The 21,486-nt window shown below is 70.1% G+C and carries 15 protein-coding genes; 8 read left to right on the forward strand and 7 right to left on the reverse strand.

Annotation, left to right across the window (positions count from 1 at the left end; genetic code table 11):
* Window positions 1-46 precede the first annotated feature (46 nt).
* Genes glgB through glgX form a run of 3 tightly spaced genes read right to left on the reverse strand, consistent with a single transcriptional unit; the run spans window position 47 to window position 6,445 of the window.
* Window positions 47-2,254: a 1,4-alpha-glucan branching protein GlgB gene (gene glgB / locus H7694_RS07045; RefSeq protein WP_193598804.1), complete on the reverse strand. Its 2,208-nt coding sequence runs from the start codon at window positions 2,252-2,254 to the stop codon at window positions 47-49.
* Window positions 2,251-4,323 carry an alpha-1,4-glucan--maltose-1-phosphate maltosyltransferase gene (locus H7694_RS07050; RefSeq protein ID WP_193598805.1) on the reverse strand — a complete coding sequence of 691 codons (2,073 nt, stop codon included), beginning with the start codon at window positions 4,321-4,323 and terminating at the stop codon, window positions 2,251-2,253. Before H7694_RS07050 ends, glgB begins: the two co-directional genes overlap by 4 nt.
* Before the next feature lie 52 nt (window positions 4,324-4,375).
* Window positions 4,376-6,445, reverse strand: coding sequence for a glycogen debranching protein GlgX (gene glgX / locus H7694_RS07055; protein ID WP_193598806.1), 2,070 nt, complete (start codon window positions 6,443-6,445; stop codon window positions 4,376-4,378).
* 120 nt (window positions 6,446-6,565) lie between these two features.
* Here glgX and H7694_RS07060 point away from each other — a divergent pair, with 120 nt between their 5' ends.
* The 4 genes from H7694_RS07060 to H7694_RS07075 all read left to right on the forward strand — a co-directional run bounded on the left by H7694_RS07060 (window position 6,566) and on the right by H7694_RS07075 (window position 12,348).
* The gene (locus tag H7694_RS07060; RefSeq protein WP_193598807.1) at window positions 6,566-7,720 is read left to right on the forward strand and encodes a cysteine desulfurase family protein; all 1,155 of its coding nucleotides are present in this window, start codon (window positions 6,566-6,568) and stop codon (window positions 7,718-7,720) included.
* Between the two features lie 49 nt (window positions 7,721-7,769).
* Entirely contained in the window at window positions 7,770-8,867 is a 1,098-nt protein-coding gene (mnmA, locus tag H7694_RS07065; RefSeq protein WP_193598808.1) for a tRNA 2-thiouridine(34) synthase MnmA, read from the forward strand.
* A gap of 134 nt (window positions 8,868-9,001) precedes the next feature.
* Window positions 9,002-11,320 carry an NAD-dependent DNA ligase LigA gene (ligA, locus tag H7694_RS07070; RefSeq protein ID WP_193598809.1) on the forward strand — a complete coding sequence of 773 codons (2,319 nt, stop codon included), beginning with the start codon at window positions 9,002-9,004 and terminating at the stop codon, window positions 11,318-11,320.
* 38 nt (window positions 11,321-11,358) lie between these two features.
* Entirely contained in the window at window positions 11,359-12,348 is a 990-nt protein-coding gene (locus H7694_RS07075; protein WP_193598810.1) for an aldo/keto reductase, read from the forward strand.
* A gap of 6 nt (window positions 12,349-12,354) precedes the next feature.
* Here H7694_RS07075 and H7694_RS07080 read toward each other — a convergent pair whose 3' ends face one another.
* From H7694_RS07080 to H7694_RS07090, 3 genes are all read right to left on the reverse strand, one after another.
* Window positions 12,355-12,633 carry an acylphosphatase gene (locus tag H7694_RS07080; protein WP_193598811.1) on the reverse strand — a complete coding sequence of 93 codons (279 nt, stop codon included), beginning with the start codon at window positions 12,631-12,633 and terminating at the stop codon, window positions 12,355-12,357.
* Window positions 12,633-14,471: a DEAD/DEAH box helicase gene (locus H7694_RS07085; protein ID WP_193599115.1), complete on the reverse strand. Its 1,839-nt coding sequence runs from the start codon at window positions 14,469-14,471 to the stop codon at window positions 12,633-12,635. The genes H7694_RS07080 and H7694_RS07085 overlap by 1 nt, the downstream gene beginning before the upstream one ends.
* A gap of 66 nt (window positions 14,472-14,537) precedes the next feature.
* Window positions 14,538-16,238 (reverse strand): long-chain-fatty-acid--CoA ligase, encoded by a 1,701-nt coding sequence (locus H7694_RS07090; protein WP_193598812.1) that lies wholly within the window; start codon window positions 16,236-16,238, stop codon window positions 14,538-14,540.
* 39 nt (window positions 16,239-16,277) lie between these two features.
* On the opposite strand from H7694_RS07090, the gene gatC reads away from it, so the two are divergent.
* From gatC to gatB, 3 genes are read left to right on the forward strand one after another with little or no spacing between them, the layout of a single operon-like run.
* Complete coding sequence (gene gatC / locus H7694_RS07095) at window positions 16,278-16,577, forward strand: Asp-tRNA(Asn)/Glu-tRNA(Gln) amidotransferase subunit GatC (RefSeq protein ID WP_193598813.1); 300 nt, start codon at window positions 16,278-16,280, stop codon at window positions 16,575-16,577.
* Window positions 16,578-16,591: 14 nt separating this feature from the next.
* The gene (gene gatA / locus H7694_RS07100; RefSeq protein WP_193598814.1) at window positions 16,592-18,130 is read left to right on the forward strand and encodes an Asp-tRNA(Asn)/Glu-tRNA(Gln) amidotransferase subunit GatA; all 1,539 of its coding nucleotides are present in this window, start codon (window positions 16,592-16,594) and stop codon (window positions 18,128-18,130) included.
* A complete protein-coding gene (gene gatB, locus H7694_RS07105) occupies window positions 18,130-19,644 on the forward strand; it encodes an Asp-tRNA(Asn)/Glu-tRNA(Gln) amidotransferase subunit GatB (RefSeq protein WP_193598815.1) in 1,515 nt (504 codons plus the stop codon). Before gatA ends, gatB begins: the two co-directional genes overlap by 1 nt.
* Before the next feature lie 71 nt (window positions 19,645-19,715).
* Here gatB and H7694_RS07110 read toward each other — a convergent pair whose 3' ends face one another.
* Window positions 19,716-20,090 carry an SPW repeat protein gene (locus H7694_RS07110; protein ID WP_193598816.1) on the reverse strand — a complete coding sequence of 125 codons (375 nt, stop codon included), beginning with the start codon at window positions 20,088-20,090 and terminating at the stop codon, window positions 19,716-19,718.
* Window positions 20,091-20,213: 123 nt separating this feature from the next.
* Here H7694_RS07110 and dinB point away from each other — a divergent pair, with 123 nt between their 5' ends.
* A complete protein-coding gene (gene dinB / locus H7694_RS07115; protein ID WP_193598817.1) occupies window positions 20,214-21,470 on the forward strand; it encodes a DNA polymerase IV in 1,257 nt (418 codons plus the stop codon).
* The last annotated feature ends 16 nt before the right edge of the window (window positions 21,471-21,486 follow it).

The raw sequence follows: 21,486 nt of genomic DNA on the forward strand, positions 1-21,486 counted from the left end.
CGCTCCGCACGTCGCGTCGGCGACGCGCGGCGCGGCCGGACGTGGATCAGTACCGGCTCGGCGTCGGGACGTGCGGATCCGGCTGGTGCCGGAACCAGATCGTCGACAGCGCGGGCAGGGTCATCACGGCGATCGCCGGCGCGTCATCCGTCTCCCGATGGGCCTCGACCATGCCGAGGTTGCCGGTGTCGCTGCCGCCGTAGTCCGCGGCATCCGTGTTGAGGACCTCCTGCCAGGCACCCTCCTCCGACAGCGCCAGGCGGTAGCCGGTGCGCGTGACGCCGGCGAAGTTGGTCACGACCACCAGGCGCCCGCCGTGGGCGTCGCGGCGCTCGAACGCGACGACACTCGGATCCCACGTGGGACCGCCCAGCCTCGTGAACGATGAGCTGTCGTTGTCGCGCTCCCACAGCGGCGCCTGCCGCCGGTAGACCTCGTTGAGGGCACCGACGAAGTGCTGCAGCTGCGCGTGCGCGGGCTGGTCGAGCAGCCACCAGTCCAGTTCGCGGTCGACCGACCATTCCCCGATCTGCCCGAACTCCTGGCCCATGAACAGCAACTTCTTGCCCGGGTGGCCCCACATGTAGCCGAGGTACGCACGGACGTTCGCGAGCTTGTGGTGGTGATCGCCCGGCATCCGCGCGATCAGACTGCCCTTGCCGTGCACGACCTCGTCATGGCTGATCGGCAGCATGTAGTTCTCACCGAAGCCGTACACGAACGAGAAGGTGATCTCGCCCTCGTGGTGCGCTCGATGCACCGGGTCGCGCTTGATGTAGACCAGGGAGTCGTTCATCCACCCCATGTTCCACTTGAAGCCGAAGCCGAGACCGGCGCGATCCGTCGGAGCGGTCACCCCGGGGAACGCCGTGGACTCCTCGGCGATCATGACGATGCCCTTGTGCAGGCGGTACGCGGTGGCGTTGACCTCCTGCAGGAAGCGGATCGCCTCGAGGTTCTCGCGCCCGCCGTGGATGTTCGGCTCCCACTCGCCGTCACCGCGCGAGTAGTCCAGATACAGCATCGAGGCCACCGCGTCGACGCGCAGACCGTCGACGTGGAACTCGCTGAACCAGTACAGCGCGTTCGCCACGAGGAAGTTGCGCACCTCGGTGCGCCCGTAGTCGAAGATCAGCGTGCCCCAGTCCTGATGCTCACCGCGACGGGGGTCGGCGTGCTCGTACAGCGGGGCGCCGTCGAACCGCGCCAGCGCGAACTCGTCGCGGGGGAAGTGCCCCGGCACCCAGTCGAGGATCACGCCGATACCGGCCTGGTGCAGCCGGTCGATCAGGTAGCGCAGATCGTCGGGGGAGCCGTATCGGCTGGTGGGCGCGTAGTAGCCGGTGACCTGGTATCCCCACGAGCCGCCGAACGGATGCTCCGCCAGCGGCATGAACTCGACGTGGGTGAACCCGAGTTCCTGCACGTGCTCGATCAGCGGGTCCGCGGCTTCGCGGTAGCCGAGGCCTCCTCGCCAGGAGCCGAGGTGCACCTCGTACACCGACATCGGGTGGGCGACCGTGTGGGTGGCGGCCCGGCGAGTGAGCCAGGCTGCGTCGCTCCAGCGGTAGGCGCTGAGGGTGACGACGGATGCCGTGGCCGGCGGGACCTCCGCTGCCTGCGCCATCGGGTCGGCCTTGAGGATCCACTTCCCGTCGGGAGTGAGCAGCTCGAACTTGTAGCGGCTGCCCACGGCGACGTCGGGGATGAACAGCTCCCAGATGCCGCTCGCGCCCATCGAGCGCATGGCGTGCCCCTCACCGTTCCAGTCGTTCCAGTCGCCGCACACGCGCACCGCCTGCGCGTTCGGGGCCCACACTGCGAAATCGACTCCGGTGTCGCCGTCGAGCACACGCGGGTGCGCGCCCAGCACCTGCCACAGCCGCTCGTGCCTGCCCTCGCCGATGAGGTGCAGATCCAGTTCGCCGACGGCGGGGAGGTGCCGGTACGGGTCGCCGGCGAGGTGTTCGTTCTCACCGCTGTACACGGTGGCGAGCCGATACGGCACCGGCGGGCCGGCATGCCGGCCCTCCCAGATGCCGTGCGCGACGTGCTCGAGGCTGATGCGGTCGCCGTCGGCGAACACGGCGGTGACCGATTCGGCAAGCGGACGGCGGGTGCGGATCACGGTGACGGTGCGTCCGACGGCATCCGTATGCGGATGCGCGCCGAGAAGCATGTGCGGGTCGTGATGCTCTCCGCTGGCGGCCTTCTGCCACTCGCGCGACAGGGAGACGTCCTCGATGTAGCTCATGATCGCTCCTTCACCTTGAGGATGTGCACTGGCTCGGCGAAGGCGTCGAGCCGCACATAGTTGTGGTCCGTCCACGTCCATTCGGAACCGGTGAGCAGATCCTCCACCTCGAACGCATCGCCGGGCTCGACACCCCAGATGCGCGTGTCGAGATGCACGGTGGTCTCCCGCACGGAGTGCGGGTCGAGGTTCACGACGACGATGAGGGTGTCCGCTTCTCCGGTGCCGGTGAAGGCGGCGTCGAGGTGCTTCGAATAGACCAGCACCGCGTCGTCGTCGCTCCAGTGGAACGAGATGTTCCGCAGCTGCCGCAGGGCCGGGTGGACGCGGCGGATGTCGTTGAGCCGGCGCAGCAGCGGGGCGAGCGATTCGCCGCGCTGCTCGGCCCCGTCCCAGTCGCGGAACTTGTATTCGTACTTCTCGTTGTCGATGTTCTCCTCGGAGCCGGGCCTGGCCACGTTCTCGATCAGCTCGTAGCCCGCGTACACACCCCAGACCGGGCCCGCGGTCGCGGCGATGCAGGCGCGGATGCGGTACGCCGCCCTGCCGCCGAACTGCAGGTACTCGGTGAGGATGTCGTGCGTGTTCACGAACAGGTTCGGCCGCATGTAGTCCGCGGTCTCCTGCGAGACGTCGGTGAGGAACTCCTCGAGCTCGGCCTTCGTGTTGCGCCAGGTGAAGTACGAGTAGCTCTGCTGGAACCCCACCGCGGCGAGCGCCCGCATGATCGCCGGCCGTGTGAACGCCTCGGCGAGGAAGATCACGTCGGGGTCGGCCGCGTTGACCTCTGCGATGAGCCACTCCCAGAACTGCAGCGGCTTGGTGTGCGGGTTGTCGACGCGGAAGATCTTCACACCCAGCCCCACCCAGTGCATGACCACGCGCCGCATCTCCGCGTAGATGCCCTCGGGATCGTTGTCGAAGTTCAGCGGGTAGATGTCCTGATACTTCTTCGGCGGGTTCTCGGCGTAGGCGATCGTGCCGTCGGGAAGGGTCGTGAACCACTCCGGATGCTCGCGCACCCACGGATGGTCGGGAGAGGCCTGCAGGGCGAGATCGAGGGCGACCTCGAGGCCCTCCTTCTGTGCGGCGCGCACGAAGGCGCGGAAGTCCTTCTCGGTGCCGAGGTCCGCGTGGATCGCATCGTGGCCGCCGTCGGCCGCTCCGATCGCGTACGGCGACCCGGGGTCGCCCGGTTCGGTCACGAGGGTGTTGTTGCGTCCCTTGCGGTTGGTCGCCCCGATCGGGTGGATCGGCACGAGGTAGAGCACGTCGAACCCCATGCCTGCCACCCCGGGCAGCCGCTTGGCGGCGCTGCGGAAGGTTCCGCTGCGCACGGTGCCGTCCTTGCGTCGCACGGCGCCCTCCGAGCGGGGGAAGAACTCGTACCAGGCACCGACCCCTGCGCGCTCGCGCTCCACGCGCAGGGTGAGCCACGACGTGACCGAGCCGAGGGAGGAGACGGGCCGGACGGCGAGCGCGGCCGCCACAGCGGCATCCGTGGCCACCGCGGCGAGATCGGCGGCATCCGCGTTCTTCAGCCGCTTCGAGGCGGCACGCAGCATCGTCCGATCAGCGGACGGGCGGTCCTTCTCCGCTGCGGCCGTGGCGAGCAGATCCACGCCGAGCGCACTCATCACGGCGATGTCGACGCCGGCCTCGGCCTTCACCGCCGCTGCGTGCGCCCAGGTGGCGAAGTCATCGGCGAAGCCCTCGAACCGGTACTTCCATTCGCCGGTCGTCGCGGGTGCGACGTCGACCTGCCAGCGGTCGGTGCCGTCGGCCATCGCCGTCAGGCGATGCAGCGACTCGGTCCCGGCGGGGTCGACGAGCCTCAGGTGCACCCCGATGCGGTCGTGCCCCTCGCGGAACGAGACCACCCGGAACGGCACCACCTCACCGGCGAACGCCTTGGCCGGGTGGCCGTGCGGGACGTTCGGCGCCGGCTCGAAGAGCGGAATGCGCCCGGTGAGGACGGCCGGGTCGGATGCGGTGTCCGCGGCAGGCCGCAGAGGAATCCAGGCGGAGCTCGTCAGCCCCGCGGGTCCGTGAGCGGTGTGTGCAGCCACACCTTGAATGTACCGCGCCCCGGTGGCGTTCCATACCCCGCCGCGGGGTCACTCACTCCACGCGGAACAGGCGCATCGAGGTGCCCTGCACGGGCAGCACGTCGCCGGGCGCGTACCTCCGCTGTTCGTCCGACGGGGTCTCGTCGGCGCTCGACCAGAGCTGCACGAAGGCCGTGGCACCCTCGATCGACTCGGGCAGTCGCACGTCGATCGGCGCCTCGGTGCCGTGCACGATGAGCAGGATGCGGTTGGTCTCGCCGTTCTCGGGAACGCTGGCGGCCACGTACTGCAGCGTGCGGTGCGCGGCGTCGGTCCACTGCTCGACCTCCATGGTGCCGCCGTCCTGGTCGAACCAGTCCATGACAGATGCCTCGGGCACGTGTTCGCCCAGACGCGCGAAGCGGCTCGGACGCAGAGCGGGATTCTCGGCGCGCAGCCGGGTGAGCAGGGCGACGTGGGAGGTGAGGTCCTTCTGCCAGGGCTCGTGATCCCAGTTCAGCCAGGTCAGGGTCGAGTCCTGGCAGTAGGCGTTGTTGTTGCCGCGCTGCGTGCGCCCGAACTCGTCGCCGGCCGTGATCATCGGGATGCCGGCCGAGAGCAGCAGCGTGCCCATGAGGTTTCGCATCGCCTTGCGGCGAACGGTCAGCACGGCAGGGTCGTCCGTCGGCCCCTCGGCGCCGTGGTTGAACGAGCGATTCATGTCGGCGCCGTCGTGGTTGTTCTCGCCGTTGGCCTCGTTGTGCTTGAAATCGTACGAGACGAGGTCGTGCAGCGTGAACCCGTCGTGCGCGGTGACGAAGTTGATGCTCGCCAGCGGGCCGCGGTCGTCACTGTAGGTCTTCGCCGACCCGGCCAGCCGGTTGGCGAAGCCGCCGATGCCCACCGGGGTGGATGCCCGGCGCGCGTAGTCGATGTCGCTCAGCCAGAAGTTGCGCACCCGGTCGCGGTAGCGGTCGTTCCACTCGCTCCATCCGGCGGGGAAGTTGCCGGTCTGCCAGCCGCCCAGTCCCACATCCCACGGTTCGGCGATGATCTTCACGTCCTGCAGGGCGGGATCCTCCCTGATCGCGGTCAGCAGCGGATGCTCGCGGTCGTACTCGTGGTTCGCATCCCGTCCGAGGGCGGTGGCGAGATCGAACCGGAAGCCGTCGATCTGCATGTCGTTGGCCCAGTACCGCAGCGAATCGAGCACCAGCCGGGCGGCGGCATCCGTGGCGGTGTTCAGCGTGTTGCCGACCCCCGTCGTGTCGATGTAGGTGCCGTCGGGCTGCTGGCGGTAATACGAGGCGTTGTCGATCCCGCGCAGGCTGGAGGCGGGTCCGCCGCGGCCCTCCTCGCTGGTGTGGTTGTAGACCACGTCGAGGATGACCTCCAGGCCCGCCTCGTGCAGCAGCCGCACCATGCCCTTGAACTCGGCGAGCACGGCCTCGGGCCCGCCCTTTCGGGCGGCCTCGCTGGCGTAGGCAGTGTGCGGGGTGAAGAAGTTCAGCGTGTTGTAGCCCCAGTAGTTGGTGAGGCCGCGATCGAGCAGGCGCGGCTCGGTCACGAACGCGTGGACCGGCAGCAGTTCGATGGAGGTGACGCCGATCGAGTGGAAGTACTCGATCATCGCTGGATGCGCGAGGCCCGCGTAGGTGCCGTGCAGGGCCGGGGTGACCCCGGGGTGCCGTTTGGTGAGCCCCTTGATGTGACCCTCGTAGATGACGGTGCGATCGAGCGGGATCCGCGGCTTGGCGATCCCGCCCCAGTCGAAGCCGTCCTCGATGACGACCGAGCGCCATTCCTCGTATCCCTCGCCCTGCGCGAGTCCGCGGGCGTACGGGTCGAGCAGTAGGGTCTCGGGGTTGAACACGTGGCCGGGGCCGTGCGGGCCGTCCACGCGCAGCGCGTACCGGGTACCTGGCTGCAGCAGGTCGGTGGTGACCTCCCAGACGCCGCCTGGCCGCCGTTCGAGCGGCACCTGCGCGGTCTCCCAGTCGAGGTCGTCCGCGTCGAAGATGACCAGCTGCATCGAGGCCGCGTTGCGCGACCACACCCGCAGCGTGCCGACGCCGTCGTGCAGGCGGATGCCGAGGTCGTCGAGGGCGGGACCACCGAGCGGCGGTGTGGTCGGGTCGGGCATGGAGAACAGCCTAAACGCCGAAGGTGCATGAGGTTGAATCCCGGTGCCGCCGTTTGTGAGCCCCGGTCCCGCCGGCTTGCGATCGAGTACCGGAAGCCGGGTGCGGGGGAGAATGGGAGCATGCGCTTCTACCTCGATCATGCGGCGACCTCCCCGCTGCGCCACGAGGCTCGTGCGGCGTGGCTGCGGGCCGGCGAGGTCGTCGGCAACGCCTCGTCGACGCACGGCGCTGGCCAGGATGCCCGGCGGGTGCTCGAGGAATCCCGCGAGAGCGCCGCCGCGTCACTCGCCTGCGACCCCATCGAAGTCGTCTTCACCTCGGGCGGGACCGAGTCGATCAACACGGCGCTGCACGGCCTGTGGCGCGCGCGTGCGCAGGGAACGACGGCGATCGTCCTGCCGGACGCCGAGCATCACGCCACGATGGACACGGTCGCCGCTCTCGCCGCCGACGGAGCCGTCATCCGCGCAGTGCCGGTCGACGCACAGGCGCGGATCGAGCCGGCGGTGTTCACGGAGTCTCTGGAGGAGGCCGCACTGGCCACCGCGCTGATCGCGAACAACGAGGCCGGCACCGTCAACGACGCGGCGGGGCTGTCGCGGGCCGCGGCGGAGGCGGGGGTGCCCCTGCACCTGGATGCGGTGGCGGCGTGGGGGCACCTGCCGCTGTCTTTCCGGATGCTGCGCGGTGATGCGCCGCCCGCTGCAGGCCTGGTCGCGCTGAGCGTGGCCGGCCACAAGATCGGAGCGCCGGTCGGCACCGGCGCCCTCGTCGTCGCCCGCTCGGCGCGGATGGCACCGCTGCTGCACGGCGGCGCCCAGCAGCGCGGCCTGCGCGCGGGCACCCAGGACGTCGCGGGGGCTGCGGCGTTCGCGGCGGCACTGGCGGCCGCCGCCAGCGAGCAGGATGCCGAGAACGCGCGGCTGTCCGCGTTGCGCGACCGGCTCGTCGACGGCATCCTGCGGGCCGTCCCCGAGGCCGAGCTGCTCGGCGACCCGGTGCGCCGGCTGCCCGGAAACGCGCACCTGCTCTTCCCGGGAGCTGTGGGGGAGAGCCTGCTGTTCCTGCTCGACATGGCCGGCATTGCGGCATCCACCGGCTCCGCGTGCCAGGCGGGCGTCGCCGAGCCCTCGCACGTCGTCATGGCGATGGGACGCAGTGAGCAGGACGCCCGCAGCGCCCTGCGCTTCACGCTCGGGCGCACCTCGTCCGACGCCGACGTCGACGCCGTCCTGGGCGTGATCGCCGACGTGTACGCGCGGGCGTCGCACTGACGCAGCCTTTGAGACCCCCGGTCAGGTGCGCGCTCGTAGACTGGACGTCATGCGTGTTCTTGCGGCGATGAGCGGGGGAGTGGACTCCGCGGTGGCCGCCGCGCGCGCCGTCGAGGCCGGCCACGACGTGGTCGGCGTGCACCTGGCGCTCTCGCGTGCCGGCGGCACGCTGCGCACCGGCAGCCGCGGATGCTGCACGATCGAAGACGCGCTGGATGCCAGACGGGCGGCCGATCTGCTCGGCATCCCGTTCTACGTCTGGGACTTCTCCGAGCGCTTCCGCGACGACGTCATCGAAGACTTCATCTCCGAGTACAAGGCCGGGCGCACCCCGAATCCGTGCCTGCGCTGCAACGAGAAGATCAAGTTCGCCGCCCTGCTTGAGCGGGCGATCGAGCTCGGCTTCGACGCCGTGTGCACCGGGCACTACGCCACTCTCGTCGACGGCGACGGCGGCCTCGAACTGCACCGCGCCTCGGATGCCGCGAAGGACCAGTCCTACGTGCTGGGCGTGCTGAACGCCGAGCAGCTCGCGCACACCTACTTCCCGCTCGGCTCGACCCCGTCCAAGGCGATCGTGCGCGCCGAGGCCGAGCAGCGCGGACTGAGCGTCGCGCAGAAACCCGACAGCCACGACATCTGCTTCATCCCCGACGGCGACACCCGCAGCTGGCTGGCTGAGAAGGTCGGCGCCGAGCAGGGCGAGGTCGTCGACCGCACGGGTGCCGTCGTCGGCACGCATGAGGGGGCGCACGCCTTCACAGTCGGCCAGCGTCGCGGCCTGCGCCTGGGCGTGCCGGCGCCCGACGGCAAGCCGCGATTCGTGCTCGAGGTCCGCCCGGTGACGAACACGGTCGTCGTGGGCCCGAAAGAGGCCCTGGCGATCGCCGAGATCTCGGGGGAGCGGTTCTCCTGGGCGGGGGCTGCGCCTGCGGCATCCGAGTTCGACTGCGAGGTGCAGATCCGCGCCCATGCCGATCCGGTTCGCGCACGCGCGTTCGTGACGGACGCGGGGGTGCGCGTGGTGCCGGACGAGCCGCTGAACGGCGTCGCACCCGGCCAGAGCGCGGTGCTCTACGTCGGCACCCGCGTGCTCGGCCAGTTCACGATCGACACGACCGTCTCGGCCGTCCCCGTAGAAACCTGACCCGCACTTCCGCCGAAACCCCTCGTGGTTGCCCACACCCCTCGTGATTGACGTCATTCAGCGGGGGTTTCGACGCTCATGAGGGGTTTCGGCGGGGGCGGGTGGATGTCGGAGGGCGCTCGTAGACTTGCGGGGTGCCGGAGAACATCTCACTGGAAGACGCCCGCAGCGAGGCCGAGGAGCTGACCACCCGCATCCTCGACGCGAAGGACGCCTATTACGGACGCGACACCTCGCTGGTCGACGACGCGACCTACGACGGCTGGATGCGCCGGCTGGAGGAGCTCGAGCGGCTGCATCCCGAACTGCAGGGGCAGGACTCGCCGACCCAGATGGTCGGCGCCGCCGAGACGACGGGGCTCGACACCATCGAGCACGCCGAGCGGATGCTGAGCCTCGACAACGTGTTCTCCGTCGACGAGCTGCGCGACTGGGCGGGAAAGACCCGCGCGTCGGCCGGGCGGGATGTCGCGTGGCTGACCGAGCTGAAGATCGACGGGCTCGCCATCAATCTGCGCTACGAGAACGGCGTGCTGACCTCGGCGGCCACCCGCGGGGACGGCCGGGTCGGCGAGATCGTCACCGAGAACGCGCTGCGCCTGGCCGACATCCCCGAGCGGCTGACGGGCGAGGGGCACCCGGCGATCGTCGAGGTGCGCGGTGAGGTGTTCATCCCGGTCGCCGCGTTCGAGCGACTCAACGCCGCTCAGGCGGAGTTCCGCGAGCGCGCATACGCCCAAGCCCGCACTCGGTGGGATGCCCGTGGCGGCGCGAAGCGCCCCTTCGACGAGGACAAGGCCCGCTCGGCCGCGGCCAGGCGGTTCCCCGCCTTCGCCAACCCCCGGAACGCCGCCAGCGGCGGACTGCGGCAGCAGATCGACAAGAAGAACGGCCTCGAGCTCGAGGCCGGGCTGCTGCGCGTCGACTCGCTCTCGCTGTACGTGCACGGCATCGGCGCCTGGCAGAACCCGCCGGTCGCAGCGCAGAGCGAGGTCTACGACCTGCTCGCCGGGTGGGGGCTGCCCACGAGCCCGCACGCGAAGGTCTGCCACGGCATCGACGAGGTCGTGGCATTCGTCGAGCACTTCGGCGAGCACCGCCACGACATCGAGCACGAACTCGACGGCATCGTCGTCAAGGTCGACGAGCTCTCGCTGCACGACGAACTCGGCGCCACCAGCCGCGCGCCGCGGTGGGCGATCGCCTACAAGTACCCGCCCGAAGAGGTGCAGACCACGCTGCTCGACATCGTCGTCTCGGTCGGTCGCACCGGCCGCGCCACTCCCTACGCGGTGATGGCCCCGGCGCATGTCGCCGGCTCCGTGGTGCGCCAGGCGACGCTGCACAACAAGGACGTCGTCAAGGCCAAGGGGGTGCTCATCGGCGACACCGTCGTGCTGCGCAAGGCGGGAGACGTGATCCCCGAGGTGCTCGGTCCTGTCGTCGAGAAGCGCGACGGCACAGAGCGCGAGTTCGTCATGCCCGAGGGCTGTCCCGAGTGCGGGACGCCGCTGCGTGCGATGAAGGAGGGCGACATCGACCTGCGCTGCCCGAATGCACGCTCCTGCCCCGCGCAGGTGCGCGGCCGTGTCGAGCACATCGGCTCACGCGGGGCGCTCGACATCGAGGTTCTCGGTGAGGTGACGGCCGCGGCGCTGACGCAGGCCGAGTCGCCGGCTGTCGCCCCGCTCGACACCGAAGCGGGCCTGTTCTCGCTGGAGCTGGACGATCTCGTGCCGATCTCGGTGGTCGTCCGGGATGCTGAAACGGGACTGCCCAAGGAAGACGACGACGGTGCGGTCAGGACGCGGTCGCCCTTCAGCCGCAACCCGAGCTCCGACGAGAAGAAGGCCGGAATCGAAGGTCCGCAGCCATCATCCGCGGCGGTGAAGCTGCTCGCCGAACTCGAGAAGGCGAAGACCAAGGACCTCTGGCGTCTGCTGGTGGCGCTGAACATCCGCCACGTCGGCCCTGTCGCCGCGCGCGCCCTGGCTCAGTGGTTCGGCTCTCTCGACGCGATCCGCGCGGCCACCCGTGAGGAGCTGGCGGCCGTCGAAGGCGTCGGCGGGATCATCGCCGACTCGCTGCTGGACTGGTTCGAGGTCGACTGGCATCAGGACATCGTGCGGCAGTGGGCGGATGCCGGCGTGCAGTGGTCCACACCCGGACACCCGGGTCCCGGTGCCGCCGTGGCGGCGGGCGGCGTGCTCGAGGGCCTCACCGTCGTCGCGACAGGCAGCCTCGAGGGTTACACCCGCGAGGGCGCGCAGGAGGCGATCATCCAGGCCGGCGGCAAAGCGGCATCCTCGGTGTCGAAGAAGACCGACTTCGTCGCCGCAGGGCCCGGGGCGGGCTCGAAGCTCGCGAAGGCCGAGGACCTCGGCATCCGCATCCTCGACGCGGCACAGTTCCGCATCCTCGTCACCGAGGGGCCCGACGCGCTCGACGCATGAGCGGCGGCCAGCCGCGACCGACTCTAGGGTGGGGAGATATGGACTACCGCATTCTCGGACGCACCGGCCGACGCGTCTCGGCACTGGCACTGGGCACCTGGCAGTTCGGAGGTGACTGGGGCGAGGTCTCGCGCGAGGACGCGTTCTCGGTGCTCGACGCGTCGTATGACGCGGGCGTGACCCTCTTCGACACCGCCGATGTGTACGGCGACGGCCGCAGCGAACAGCTCATCGGCGAGTGGCTGAAGGCCAACCCGGCTGCCGACGTCTTCGTGGCGACGAAGATGATCCGTCGATCCAGCGGCCATGACCTCGCCGCCGCGACGCTCGAGAACTTCCGGGAGTGGACCGACCGCTCCCGCAGCAACCTCGGCGTCGACACGCTCGATCTCGTGCAGCTGCACTGTCCGACCTCCGAGGTGTACGACGCCGACCGGGTGTTCGACGACCTCGACACGCTCGTGGCAGAGGGCGCCATCGCGCACTACGGCGTCAGCGTCGAGACGGTGGATGAGGCGCTGCGCGCCATCCGGCGCCCCGGCGTCGCCAGCGTGCAGATCATCCTCAACGCGTTCCGCCAGAAGCCCCTCGAGCGGGCGCTGCCCGCCGCCGTCGAGGCCGGTGTCGGCATCCTCGCGCGCGTGCCGCTGGCCAGCGGCCTGCTGAGCGGCCGCTACACGCGCGACACGAGCTTCCCCGCCGGTGATCACCGCAGCTACAACCGGCACGGCGAGGCCTTCGACGTCGGAGAGACCTTCTCGGGTGTGCCGTTCGAGATCGGGGTCGACGCCGCCGCGCGCTTCACCGCGATCGCCCGCGACGCGGGCCTCGAACCCGCTGCCGCAGCACTCGCCTGGGTGGCGCAGCAGCAAGGCGTCAGCGCAGTGATCCCCGGCGTACGCAACGCCGGCCAGGCCAGGGCGAATGCCGCGGCCGGTGCGATCGGCGCGCTGACGCAGGAGTTCTCCGACGCGGTGCGTGCGCTCTACGACGAGGCGATCCGGCCGAGCGTGCACGAACGCTGGTGAGCGCGCTCACACCGTCGGGCGGATCTCCAGCCCGCGCGAGCGGGTCGGGCTGTCGGTCTCCTCGACGGTGAGCTCGTCGACCCGGGCGGCGGGCGGACCGGCACGCATCGCGTCCAGCACCGCCTCGAGCTGCGCGGCCTCGCCCTGCAGCTCGGCCTCCACCGATCCGTCGCGACGGTTGCGCACCCACCCGGTCACGCCCGCCTGCTCGGCCTCATCACGGACGAACCAGCGGTAGCCGACGCCCTGCACGCCTCCGCGAACCACCACGCGCAGGGCGCGCATCAGAACTCGCGCTTGTGCCGCGGCTTCCTGGCCGGGCGGTCATCCCGCGCGTACCCGCGCCCGCCACGGTCATCCCATCCGCCACGGTCATCTCGTCCGCCACGGCGGTCGTCGTCGTGCGGTGCGCGACGGTTGGGCACACCGCGGTCGGGCTTGATCTCGATGAGACGACCCGAGATGCGGGTGTCGCGCAGCTTGTCGAGCACCGACGGGTCGAGATTGACCGGCAGTTCGACGATCGAGAAGTCGGGCTTGATGGCGATGGCGCCGAAGTCGTCGCGGCCCAGCCCGCCCTCGTTCGCCAGCGCGCCGACGATCTGGCGCGGCTCCACGCGGTGCCGGCGGCCCACCTCGATGCGGTACGGCGTGTAGTCGCCGCGCCCGCGGCGCTCACGCGGAGCGCGGTCGGGGCGGTCCTGGCGCTCGCGCGGAGGACGGTTGTCGCGCTCGACGGCCCTCGACAGCTCATCGCGCTCGGGATCGAGCAGCAGGGGAGTGTCACCCTGCGCGACCACGGCGAGGGCGGCGGCGACATCCGTCTCGGGCACGTCGTGGTTGCGGACGTAGTGCGCGATGATGTCGCGGAAGCTCTCGATCCGAGACGACTCCTGCAGCGCCGAGGTGATCGCGTCGTCGAAGCGTGCCAGGCGCGTGGAGTTCACGTCCTCGGTGGTGGGCAGTTGCATCTGCGCCGGCTGCTGCCTGGTGGCCTTCTCGATGTGCTTGAGCAGGTAGCGCTCACGCGGGGTGATGAAGCTGATCGCGTCACCGGTGCGGCCCGCGCGGCCGGTGCGGCCGATGCGGTGCACGTACGACTCGGTGTCGGTGGGGATGTCGAAGTTCACGACGTGGCTGATGCGCTCCACGTCCAGGCCACGTGCGGCCACATCGGTGGCGACGAGGATGTCGAGCTTGCCGTCCTTGAGCTGATTGACGCTGCGCTCGCGCTGCACCTGCGGCACGTCGCCGTTGATCGCCGCGGCCGAGTATCCGCGGGCGCGCAGCTTCTCGGCCAGCGTCTCGGTCTCGTTCTTGGTGCGGACGAACACGATCATGCCGTCGAAGTTCTCGACCTCGAGGATGCGGGTGAGCGCGTCGACCTTCTGCGCGTACGAGACGACCAGGTAGCGCTGCGTGATGTTCTGGTTCGTGGTGGTCTTCGCCTTGATGGCGATCTCCTCCGGCGCGTTCAGATACTGCTGCGCCAGACGACGGATCGCCGGGGGCATCGTCGCCGAGAAGAGTGCGACCTGCTTGTCCTCGGGGGTCTGCGCGAGGATCTGCTCGACGTCCTCGGCGAAGCCCATCTTCAGCATCTCGTCGGCCTCGTCGAGCACGAGGTACTTCAGCTCGGAGAGATCGAGCGTGCCCTTGGCCTGGTGGTCCATGATCCGGCCGGGGGTGCCCACGACGATGTGCACGCCGCGCCGCAGCGCCGACAGCTGCACGCCGTAGCCCTGGCCGCCGTACACCGGCAGCACCCGAACATCCTTCATCCGCGCCGCGTACGCCTCGAACGCCTCACAGACCTGCAGCGCCAGCTCGCGGGTGGGGGCGAGCACGAGCGCCTGCGGCGTCTTCTGCGACAGGTCGAGGTTCTCGAGCACCGGCAGCGCGAACGCGGCGGTCTTGCCCGTGCCGGTCTGCGCGGTGCCGAGCACGTCGCGTCCCTGCAGCAGCAGCGGGATGGTCGCCGCCTGGATCGGGGAGGGGGTCTCGTATCCGAGGTCGCGGATGGCCTTCAGCACCGGCCCGGTGATGCCGAGTTCGTCGAAGCCCGGCTTCACGGTCTCCTCGGCGGTCTCGGCGGAGGAGTCGGCAGGCTCAGCGGCGGCGATATCGTCAGCAGTCACCAGCCCACGATAGTGCCTGCACCTGTACGGCCGCAGGGCGACCGCACCGGGTCAGGCGCCGGTGGTGAGCGTGAGCAGCCTTTCGCGCACCTGACGGCGCAGCACCTTGCCGATCAGCGACTTGGGCAGTTCGTCGACGATGAAGACGCGTCGCGGCACCTTGTACGGGGTCAGGATGCCGCGGGCGAACTCCCGTATCGCCTCGACGTCGACCTCGCGGTCGCCGTCGACGACGATCGCGGCGACGACCTCTTCGCCGGATCGTTCGCTGGGCAGACCGACCACGGCGGCATCCTCGACATCCGGATGCTGGCGCAGCGCCACCTCGACCTCGGTCGGCGCCACGTTGAAGCCGCCGGTGATGATGAGCTCCTTGATGCGGTCGACGATCCGCACGAAGCCGGCGTCGTCGATGGTGACGATGTCGCCGGTGCGGAACCAGCCGTCGACGAAGACCGCCTCGGTCTCCTCGGGCTTTCCGTAGTACCCCGAGAACACCTGCGGGCCGCGCACGATCAGCTCGCCCGGCTCACCCGGCCGCACATCCTGCGTGGGGTGCTCCGGGTCGACGACCCGGCACTCGGTGCCGGGCAGCGGCAGACCGACGGTACCCGCCACGCGGCTGTCGGCCACCGGGTTCGCCATCAGCACGGGGGAGCACTCGCTCAGCCCGTATCCCTCGACGAGGAACCCGCCGGTGGCGTCCTCGAAGGGCACCACGAGGTCGTGCGACAGCGCCATGGCGCCCGAGATCGCGACCTCGGTGCCGGCGAGCGACACGCCTTTCTCGTTCGCCGCAGCCAGCAGCCGCTCGGCGATCGGCGGCACCAGCGGCAGGAACGTGGCGGGATGCTTCTTCGCGACGTCGAGCACCAGGTCGGGGTCGAACTTGGGGAACAGCACGAGCCGCGCGCCCATCGACATCGCGAACGTCAGGCACAGCGTGAGTCCGTAAGCGTGGAACATCGGGAGCACCGCGTAGACGACGCAGCCGTCGCCCCGTGTGATCGAGGGCACCCAGGCCTGCGCCTGCGCGGCGTTCGAGAGCAGATTGCGGTGGGTGAGCGCTGCGCCCTTGGGCGTGCCTGTCGTGCCGGAGGTGTACTGGATGATCGCGAGGTCGTCGGTCGCCGGGCGCGGGTGCGACGCCGGCAGGGTCTCGGATGCCACCAGCGAGTCCCAGCTGATCGCGCCGCGCACCTTCGCGGTCAGCGCCTGACGCGACTCGCGGGCCTTCGCGATCGGAAGCCGAAGCAGCATCCGGGTCAGCAGGGGCATCGCCGTGGTGACGTCCACCGAGATCAGGCTCGTCACGGCGAGGTCGGCGGGGAACTCCTGCACGGTCTCGACGACCTTGCTCCACACGATCGCGTGCTTGGCGCCGTGATCCTCGAACTGCTTGCGCAGCTCGCGCGGCGTGTAGAGCGGGTTGTGCTCGACCACGACGGCGCCCAGGCGCAGCACGGCGTAGAACGCCACGATGTGCTGCGGGCAGTTCGGCAGCACGATCGCGACCGGGTCGCCCGCCTTCACTCCCAGGTCGCGCAGACCGGCAGCGGCGCGGTCGATCGCCTCCTGCAGCTCGCGGTAGGTCGTCTCGCGGCCGAAGAACTGCAGTGCAGGAGCATCGGGGTAGTCGCGGGCTGATGCCGCCACGATGTCGACCAGCGAACCGGACACCGGTGCGAGATCCTCGGGCACGCCGTCGGCGTAGCTGGCGGTCCAGGGGCGCGGTGGGACGAACTCTGTCACCAGTTCAGCTTAGGTGCACCCGTTTCGTAGACTGGGGTGGTGTCTGAAATCACCCCTGATCTTGTGCGCCATCTCGGCGTGCTCGCGCGCATCCAGCTCTCCGACGACGAGGTGACTCAGCTGACCGGTCAGCTCGACGCCATCGTCGACAACATCGCGAAGGTGTCGGAGGTGGCCACCCCCGACGTGGCCGCCACCAGCCACCCGATCGCCATGAGCAACGTCTTCCGGGCTGACGAGGTCGGCCAGACCCTCACGCTCGAGCAGACTCTGCAGAATGCTCCGGATGCCGCCGACGGCCGGTTCCGCGTGACCGCGATCCTCGGAGAAGAACAATGACGCAGGGAAGAGCAGTGAGCGACATCATCCGCCTGACCGCCGCCGAGCTCGGCGAGAAGCTCGCCGCCCGCGAGATCTCCAGCGTCGAGGCCGCGCAGGCGCACCTCGACCGCATCGCCGCCGTCGACCGCGACGTGCACGCGTTCCTGCACGTGAACGAGCACGCGCTGGCTGCCGCTGCCGAGGTCGACGCACGCCGCGCCGCGGGCGAGGAGCTCGGCCCGATCGCCGGTGTGCCGCTCGCGGTCAAGGACGTGCTCGTCACCACCGACCAGCCCTCCACGAGCGGCTCCAAGATCCTCGAGGGGTACATGTCGCCCTTCGACGCCACGGTCGTCGCCCGCTCGCGCGCGGCAGGGCTCGTGCCGCTGGGCAAGACCAACATGGACGAGTTCGCCATGGGGTCCTCCACCGAGTTCTCCGCGTACGGCCCCACCCGCAACCCGTGGGACCTCGACCGCATCCCAGGCGGTTCCGGCGGTGGATCCGCCGCGGCGGTCGCCGCGTTCGAGGCGCCGCTCGCGCTGGGCTCCGACACGGGCGGTTCGATCCGCCAGCCCGCGCACGTCACCGGCACCGTCGGCATCAAGCCGACCTACGGCGGCGTCAGCCGCTACGGTGCGATCGCCCTGGCATCCAGCCTCGACCAGGTCGGCCCGGTGACCAGGACCGTCCTCGACGCGGGACTCCTGCACGACGTCATCGGCGGGCACGACCCGAAGGACTCCACCTCGCTGGATCAGCAGTGGCCCTCGTTCGCCGCCGCGGCCCGTGAGGGCGCCACCGGGCAGGTGCTGAAGGGCCTGAAGGTCGGCGTCGTCAAGGAGCTGCCCGACTCGGGCTTCCAGGCCGGCGTCGCAGCATCCTTCCGCGAGTCGCTCGCCGTCATGGAGGCGCAGGGCGCCGAGATCGTCGAGATCTCCGCCCCGCACTTCGAGTACGGTGTGGCCGCGTACTACCTGATCCTGCCGGCGGAGGCGTCCAGCAACCTCGCGAAGTTCGACTCCGTGCGCTTCGGCCTGCGGGTCACACCCGACGGCAACCCGACGGTCGAGGACGTGATGTCCGCCACGCGTGACGCGGGCTTCGGTCCCGAGGTCAAGCGCCGCATCATCCTCGGCACCTACGCGCTGTCCGCCGGCTACTACGACGCCTACTACGGCAGCGCCCAGAAGGTCCGCACGCTCATCCAGCGCGACTTCGACCAGGCGTTCGCACAGGTCGACGTCATCGCCACGCCCTCCGCGCCCACCACGGCGTTCCGCATCGGCGAGAAGATCGACGACCCGCTGCAGATGTACCTGAACGACCTGACCACCATCCCGGCGAACCTCGCCGGCGTCCCGGGCATCTCGGTCCCCTCCGGCCTCGCCGCCGAGGACGGCCTGCCCGTCGGCATCCAGTTCCTCGCGCCCGCTCGCGAGGACGCGCGCCTGTACCGGGTCGGCGCCGCCCTCGAGGCGCTGCTGCTGGACGCGTGGGGCGCACCGCTGCTCGAGAAGGCACCCGCCCTTCGACAGGCTCAGGGACCCAGCAAGGAAGAAGGACGCTGATGGCCGCCGCAAAGCTCATGGACTACGACAAGGCGCTCGAGCTGTACGAGCCCGTCCTCGGCTTCGAGGTGCACGTCGAGCTGAACACCCGCACCAAGATGTTCTCCGACGCGCCCAACCCCGCGAACGATGAGTTCCACGGCGCCGAGCCGAACACGCTCATCGCCCCGGTCGATCTGGGTCTGCCCGGATCGCTCCCGGTCGTCAACGCCACGGCGGTGCGCTCGTCGATCAGCCTGGGTCTGGCGCTGGGCTGCGAGATCGCCGAGTCGAGCCGCTTCGCGCGGAAGAACTACTTCTACCCCGACCTCGGCAAGAACTATCAGATCTCGCAGTACGACGAGCCGATCGCGTTCGAGGGGTCGGTCGAGGTCGAGCTCGAGGACGGCACGCTCGTGACGATCCCGGTCGAGCGGGCCCACATGGAGGAGGACGCCGGCAAGCTCACCCACATGGGCGGCGCGACCGGTCGCATCCAGGGTGCCGAGTACTCGCTGGTCGACTACAACCGCGCCGGCGTCCCACTGGTCGAGATCGTCACGAAGCCGATCATCGGCGCCGAGCACCGTGCACCCGAGTACGCCAAGGCGTACATCGCCGCCATCCGCGACATCGTGCGCGGCCTGGGCATCTCCGAGGCGCGGCTGGAGCGCGGCAACCTGCGCTGCGACGCCAACGTCTCGCTGCGTCCGCGCGGTCAGGAGAAGCTCGGCACCCGCACCGAGACGAAGAACGTCAACTCCATGCGGTCGGTCGAGCGGGCGGTGCGCTACGAGATCCAGCGCCAGGCGCAGATCCTCGCCGACGGAGGCACGATCATCCAGGAGACCCGCCACTGGCATGAGGACACCGGCACCACCTCGCCCGGACGCCCGAAGTCGGATGCCGACGACTACCGCTACTTCCCCGAGCCCGACCTGCTGCCCGTGCAGCCGTCCCGGGAGCTGGTCGAAGAGCTTCGCGCCGCACTGCCCGAGCAGCCCGTGGCTCGCCGTCGCCGGCTGAAGGCCGACTGGGGCTTCACCGACCTGGAGTTCCAGGATGTGCGCAACGGCGGCCTGCTCGACGAGGTCGAGGCGACCATTGCCGCCGGCGCCTCTCCCGCGGCCGCCCGCAAGTGGTGGACCGGCGAGATCACCCGCGTCGCCAACGCGCAGGAGCGGGACGCTGCCACGCTGGTCTCGCCCGCGGATGTCGCGGCGCTGCAGCAGCTGGTCGACGCCGGCACGCTCACCGACAAGCTGGCCCGCCAGGTGCTCGAGGGTGTCATCGCCGGCGAGGGCACCCCTCAACAGGTCGTCGACGCGCGCGGTCTTGCCGTGGTCTCGGACGACGGCGCGCTGATCGCCGCGATCGACGACGCCTTCGCCGCCCAGCCCGACGTGCTCGCCAAGATCAAGGACGGCAAGGTGCAGGCCGCCGGTGCGGTGATCGGCGCCGTGATGAAGGCGATGAAGGGACAGGCGGATGCCGCTCGCGTGCGCGAGCTGATCCTGGAGCGCGCCGCGCAGTAGATCGCGGACGCACGGGAAGGGCTGGGGCGCGAACCCCGGCCCTCCCCATCCAGTGCGAGTACGGATGCGGATCAGGCGTGTGCCGTGCGGTGTCCGCCGCCCAGCTCCTTGTGCGCCTTCATCGCGGGGATGATCGCCCACAGCCCGACGATCACTCCGACGGCACCGCAGATCCACGCGGTCCACGCGGAGCTCGGGTCGCCGGCGAAACCGCCGATCCAGGGGGAGATGAACAGCAGCACACCGATCGCGGCGATGACCCATTCCATCGACACGACACCGGGTGCCGCCAGGCTCCACACCCCTGCGGCGATCATCAGGACGCCCAGGATGAGCAGCATGTACATCGCCGCGCCGGCGCGCGGTGCCATCCAGATGCTCACCAGGGCCGCGTACAGGCCGGCGGCCACAGCCACCCAGTCCTGCCAGCGTGTCCACCTCTTCATTGAACTCATCCTCCTTGCAGTCAGATGGCTCCCGAATCGGGGGTCGAGGAGATTCTACGCCTGCAACTGACCGCTCGGTCAGTATTCTTCGTCGATGTCCCCGGCCTCGGCGAGAATGTTCTCATGGGACGCGGTGATGGATCGGGGCGCCTCGTCTCGCCAGTAGGGGCGGACGACAGCGGCACCGGAATCCTGCATGTCGACATGGATGCCTTCTACGCGTCCGTCGAGGTGCTGCACGACCCGTCGCTGCGCGGGCTGCCGCTGATCATCGGCGGCCCCGACGGACGCTCGGTGGTCTCCAGCGCCTCGTACGAGGCGCGTCGTTTCGGTGTGCGCAGCGCCATGCCGGTGTCGCAGGCGCTGCGGCTGTGCCCGACCGCTCGCGTCGTGCCGCCGGACTTCACCCGTTACCGGGCCGTCTCGGCGGCGGTGATGGAGATCTTCCACAGCATCACACCGCTGGTCGAGCCGCTCTCGATCGATGAGGCGTTCCTCGACGTGCGCGGCGTCCGCCGGCTGTGGGGGAGCCCGGGTGAGATCGCGGCCCTGCTTCGTCGCCGGGTGCAGCAGGAGGTCGGCATCACGTGCAGCGTCGGCGTGGCCGCCACCAAGCACGTCGCGAAGATGGCATCCACGATCTCCAAACCCGACGGGATGCTGATCGTGCCCGCCGCGCGTACCCAGGAGTTCCTCGACCCGCGGCCGGTCGGCGCGATGTGGGGTGTCGGGCCGAAGGCCGTGGAGGCGCTGACGCGCCGCGGCATCCGCCTCATCCGGGACGTGCGGGAGTCGCCTGCCGACGCGCTCGCACGCGCGGTCGGGCCCGCCCTCGCACAGCGGATGCAGCAGCTCGCACGCGGTGAGGATGCGAGGACCGTCGAGACCGAGCGGGTCGAGAAGAGCATCGGGCACGAGGAGACCTTCGAGCGCGACATTCTCGACCTCGAGCTGCTGCGGTCCGAGCTGCTGCGGCTCGCCGATCGGGTCGGGGTGCGGCTGCGGTCCTCGGGGTGGGAGGCGGGCGCTGTCGCGATCAAGATCCGCTTCGCCGACTTCACCACCGTCAGCCGTACGGTCTCACTGCCGGAGGCGACGGATGTGGGGCAGCGCATCGGCGAGACCGCGGTCTCGCTGTTCGGGCAGATCGAACGGCGCGACCCGGTGCGGCTGGTGGGCGTGCGTGCGGAGCGGCTGCGCGCGTCGGGGGGTGGCGCGCTGGCGCTGTGGGATGACGACGAGGACCGGCGGCGGCTGGAGGGTGCCCTCGACGACGCCCGTGCGCGGTTCGGTGTCGGGACGATCACCCGCGCCCGCCATGTGGGCAGGAACGGCGATCGCGGCACGGCGGAGCAGCCGCGCCCGTTCGGGAGGGAATGAGCGGTCGCTCGTGACT

Source organism: Microbacterium sp. YJN-G (assembly GCF_015040615.1).
Lineage (GTDB): Bacteria > Actinomycetota > Actinomycetes > Actinomycetales > Microbacteriaceae > Microbacterium.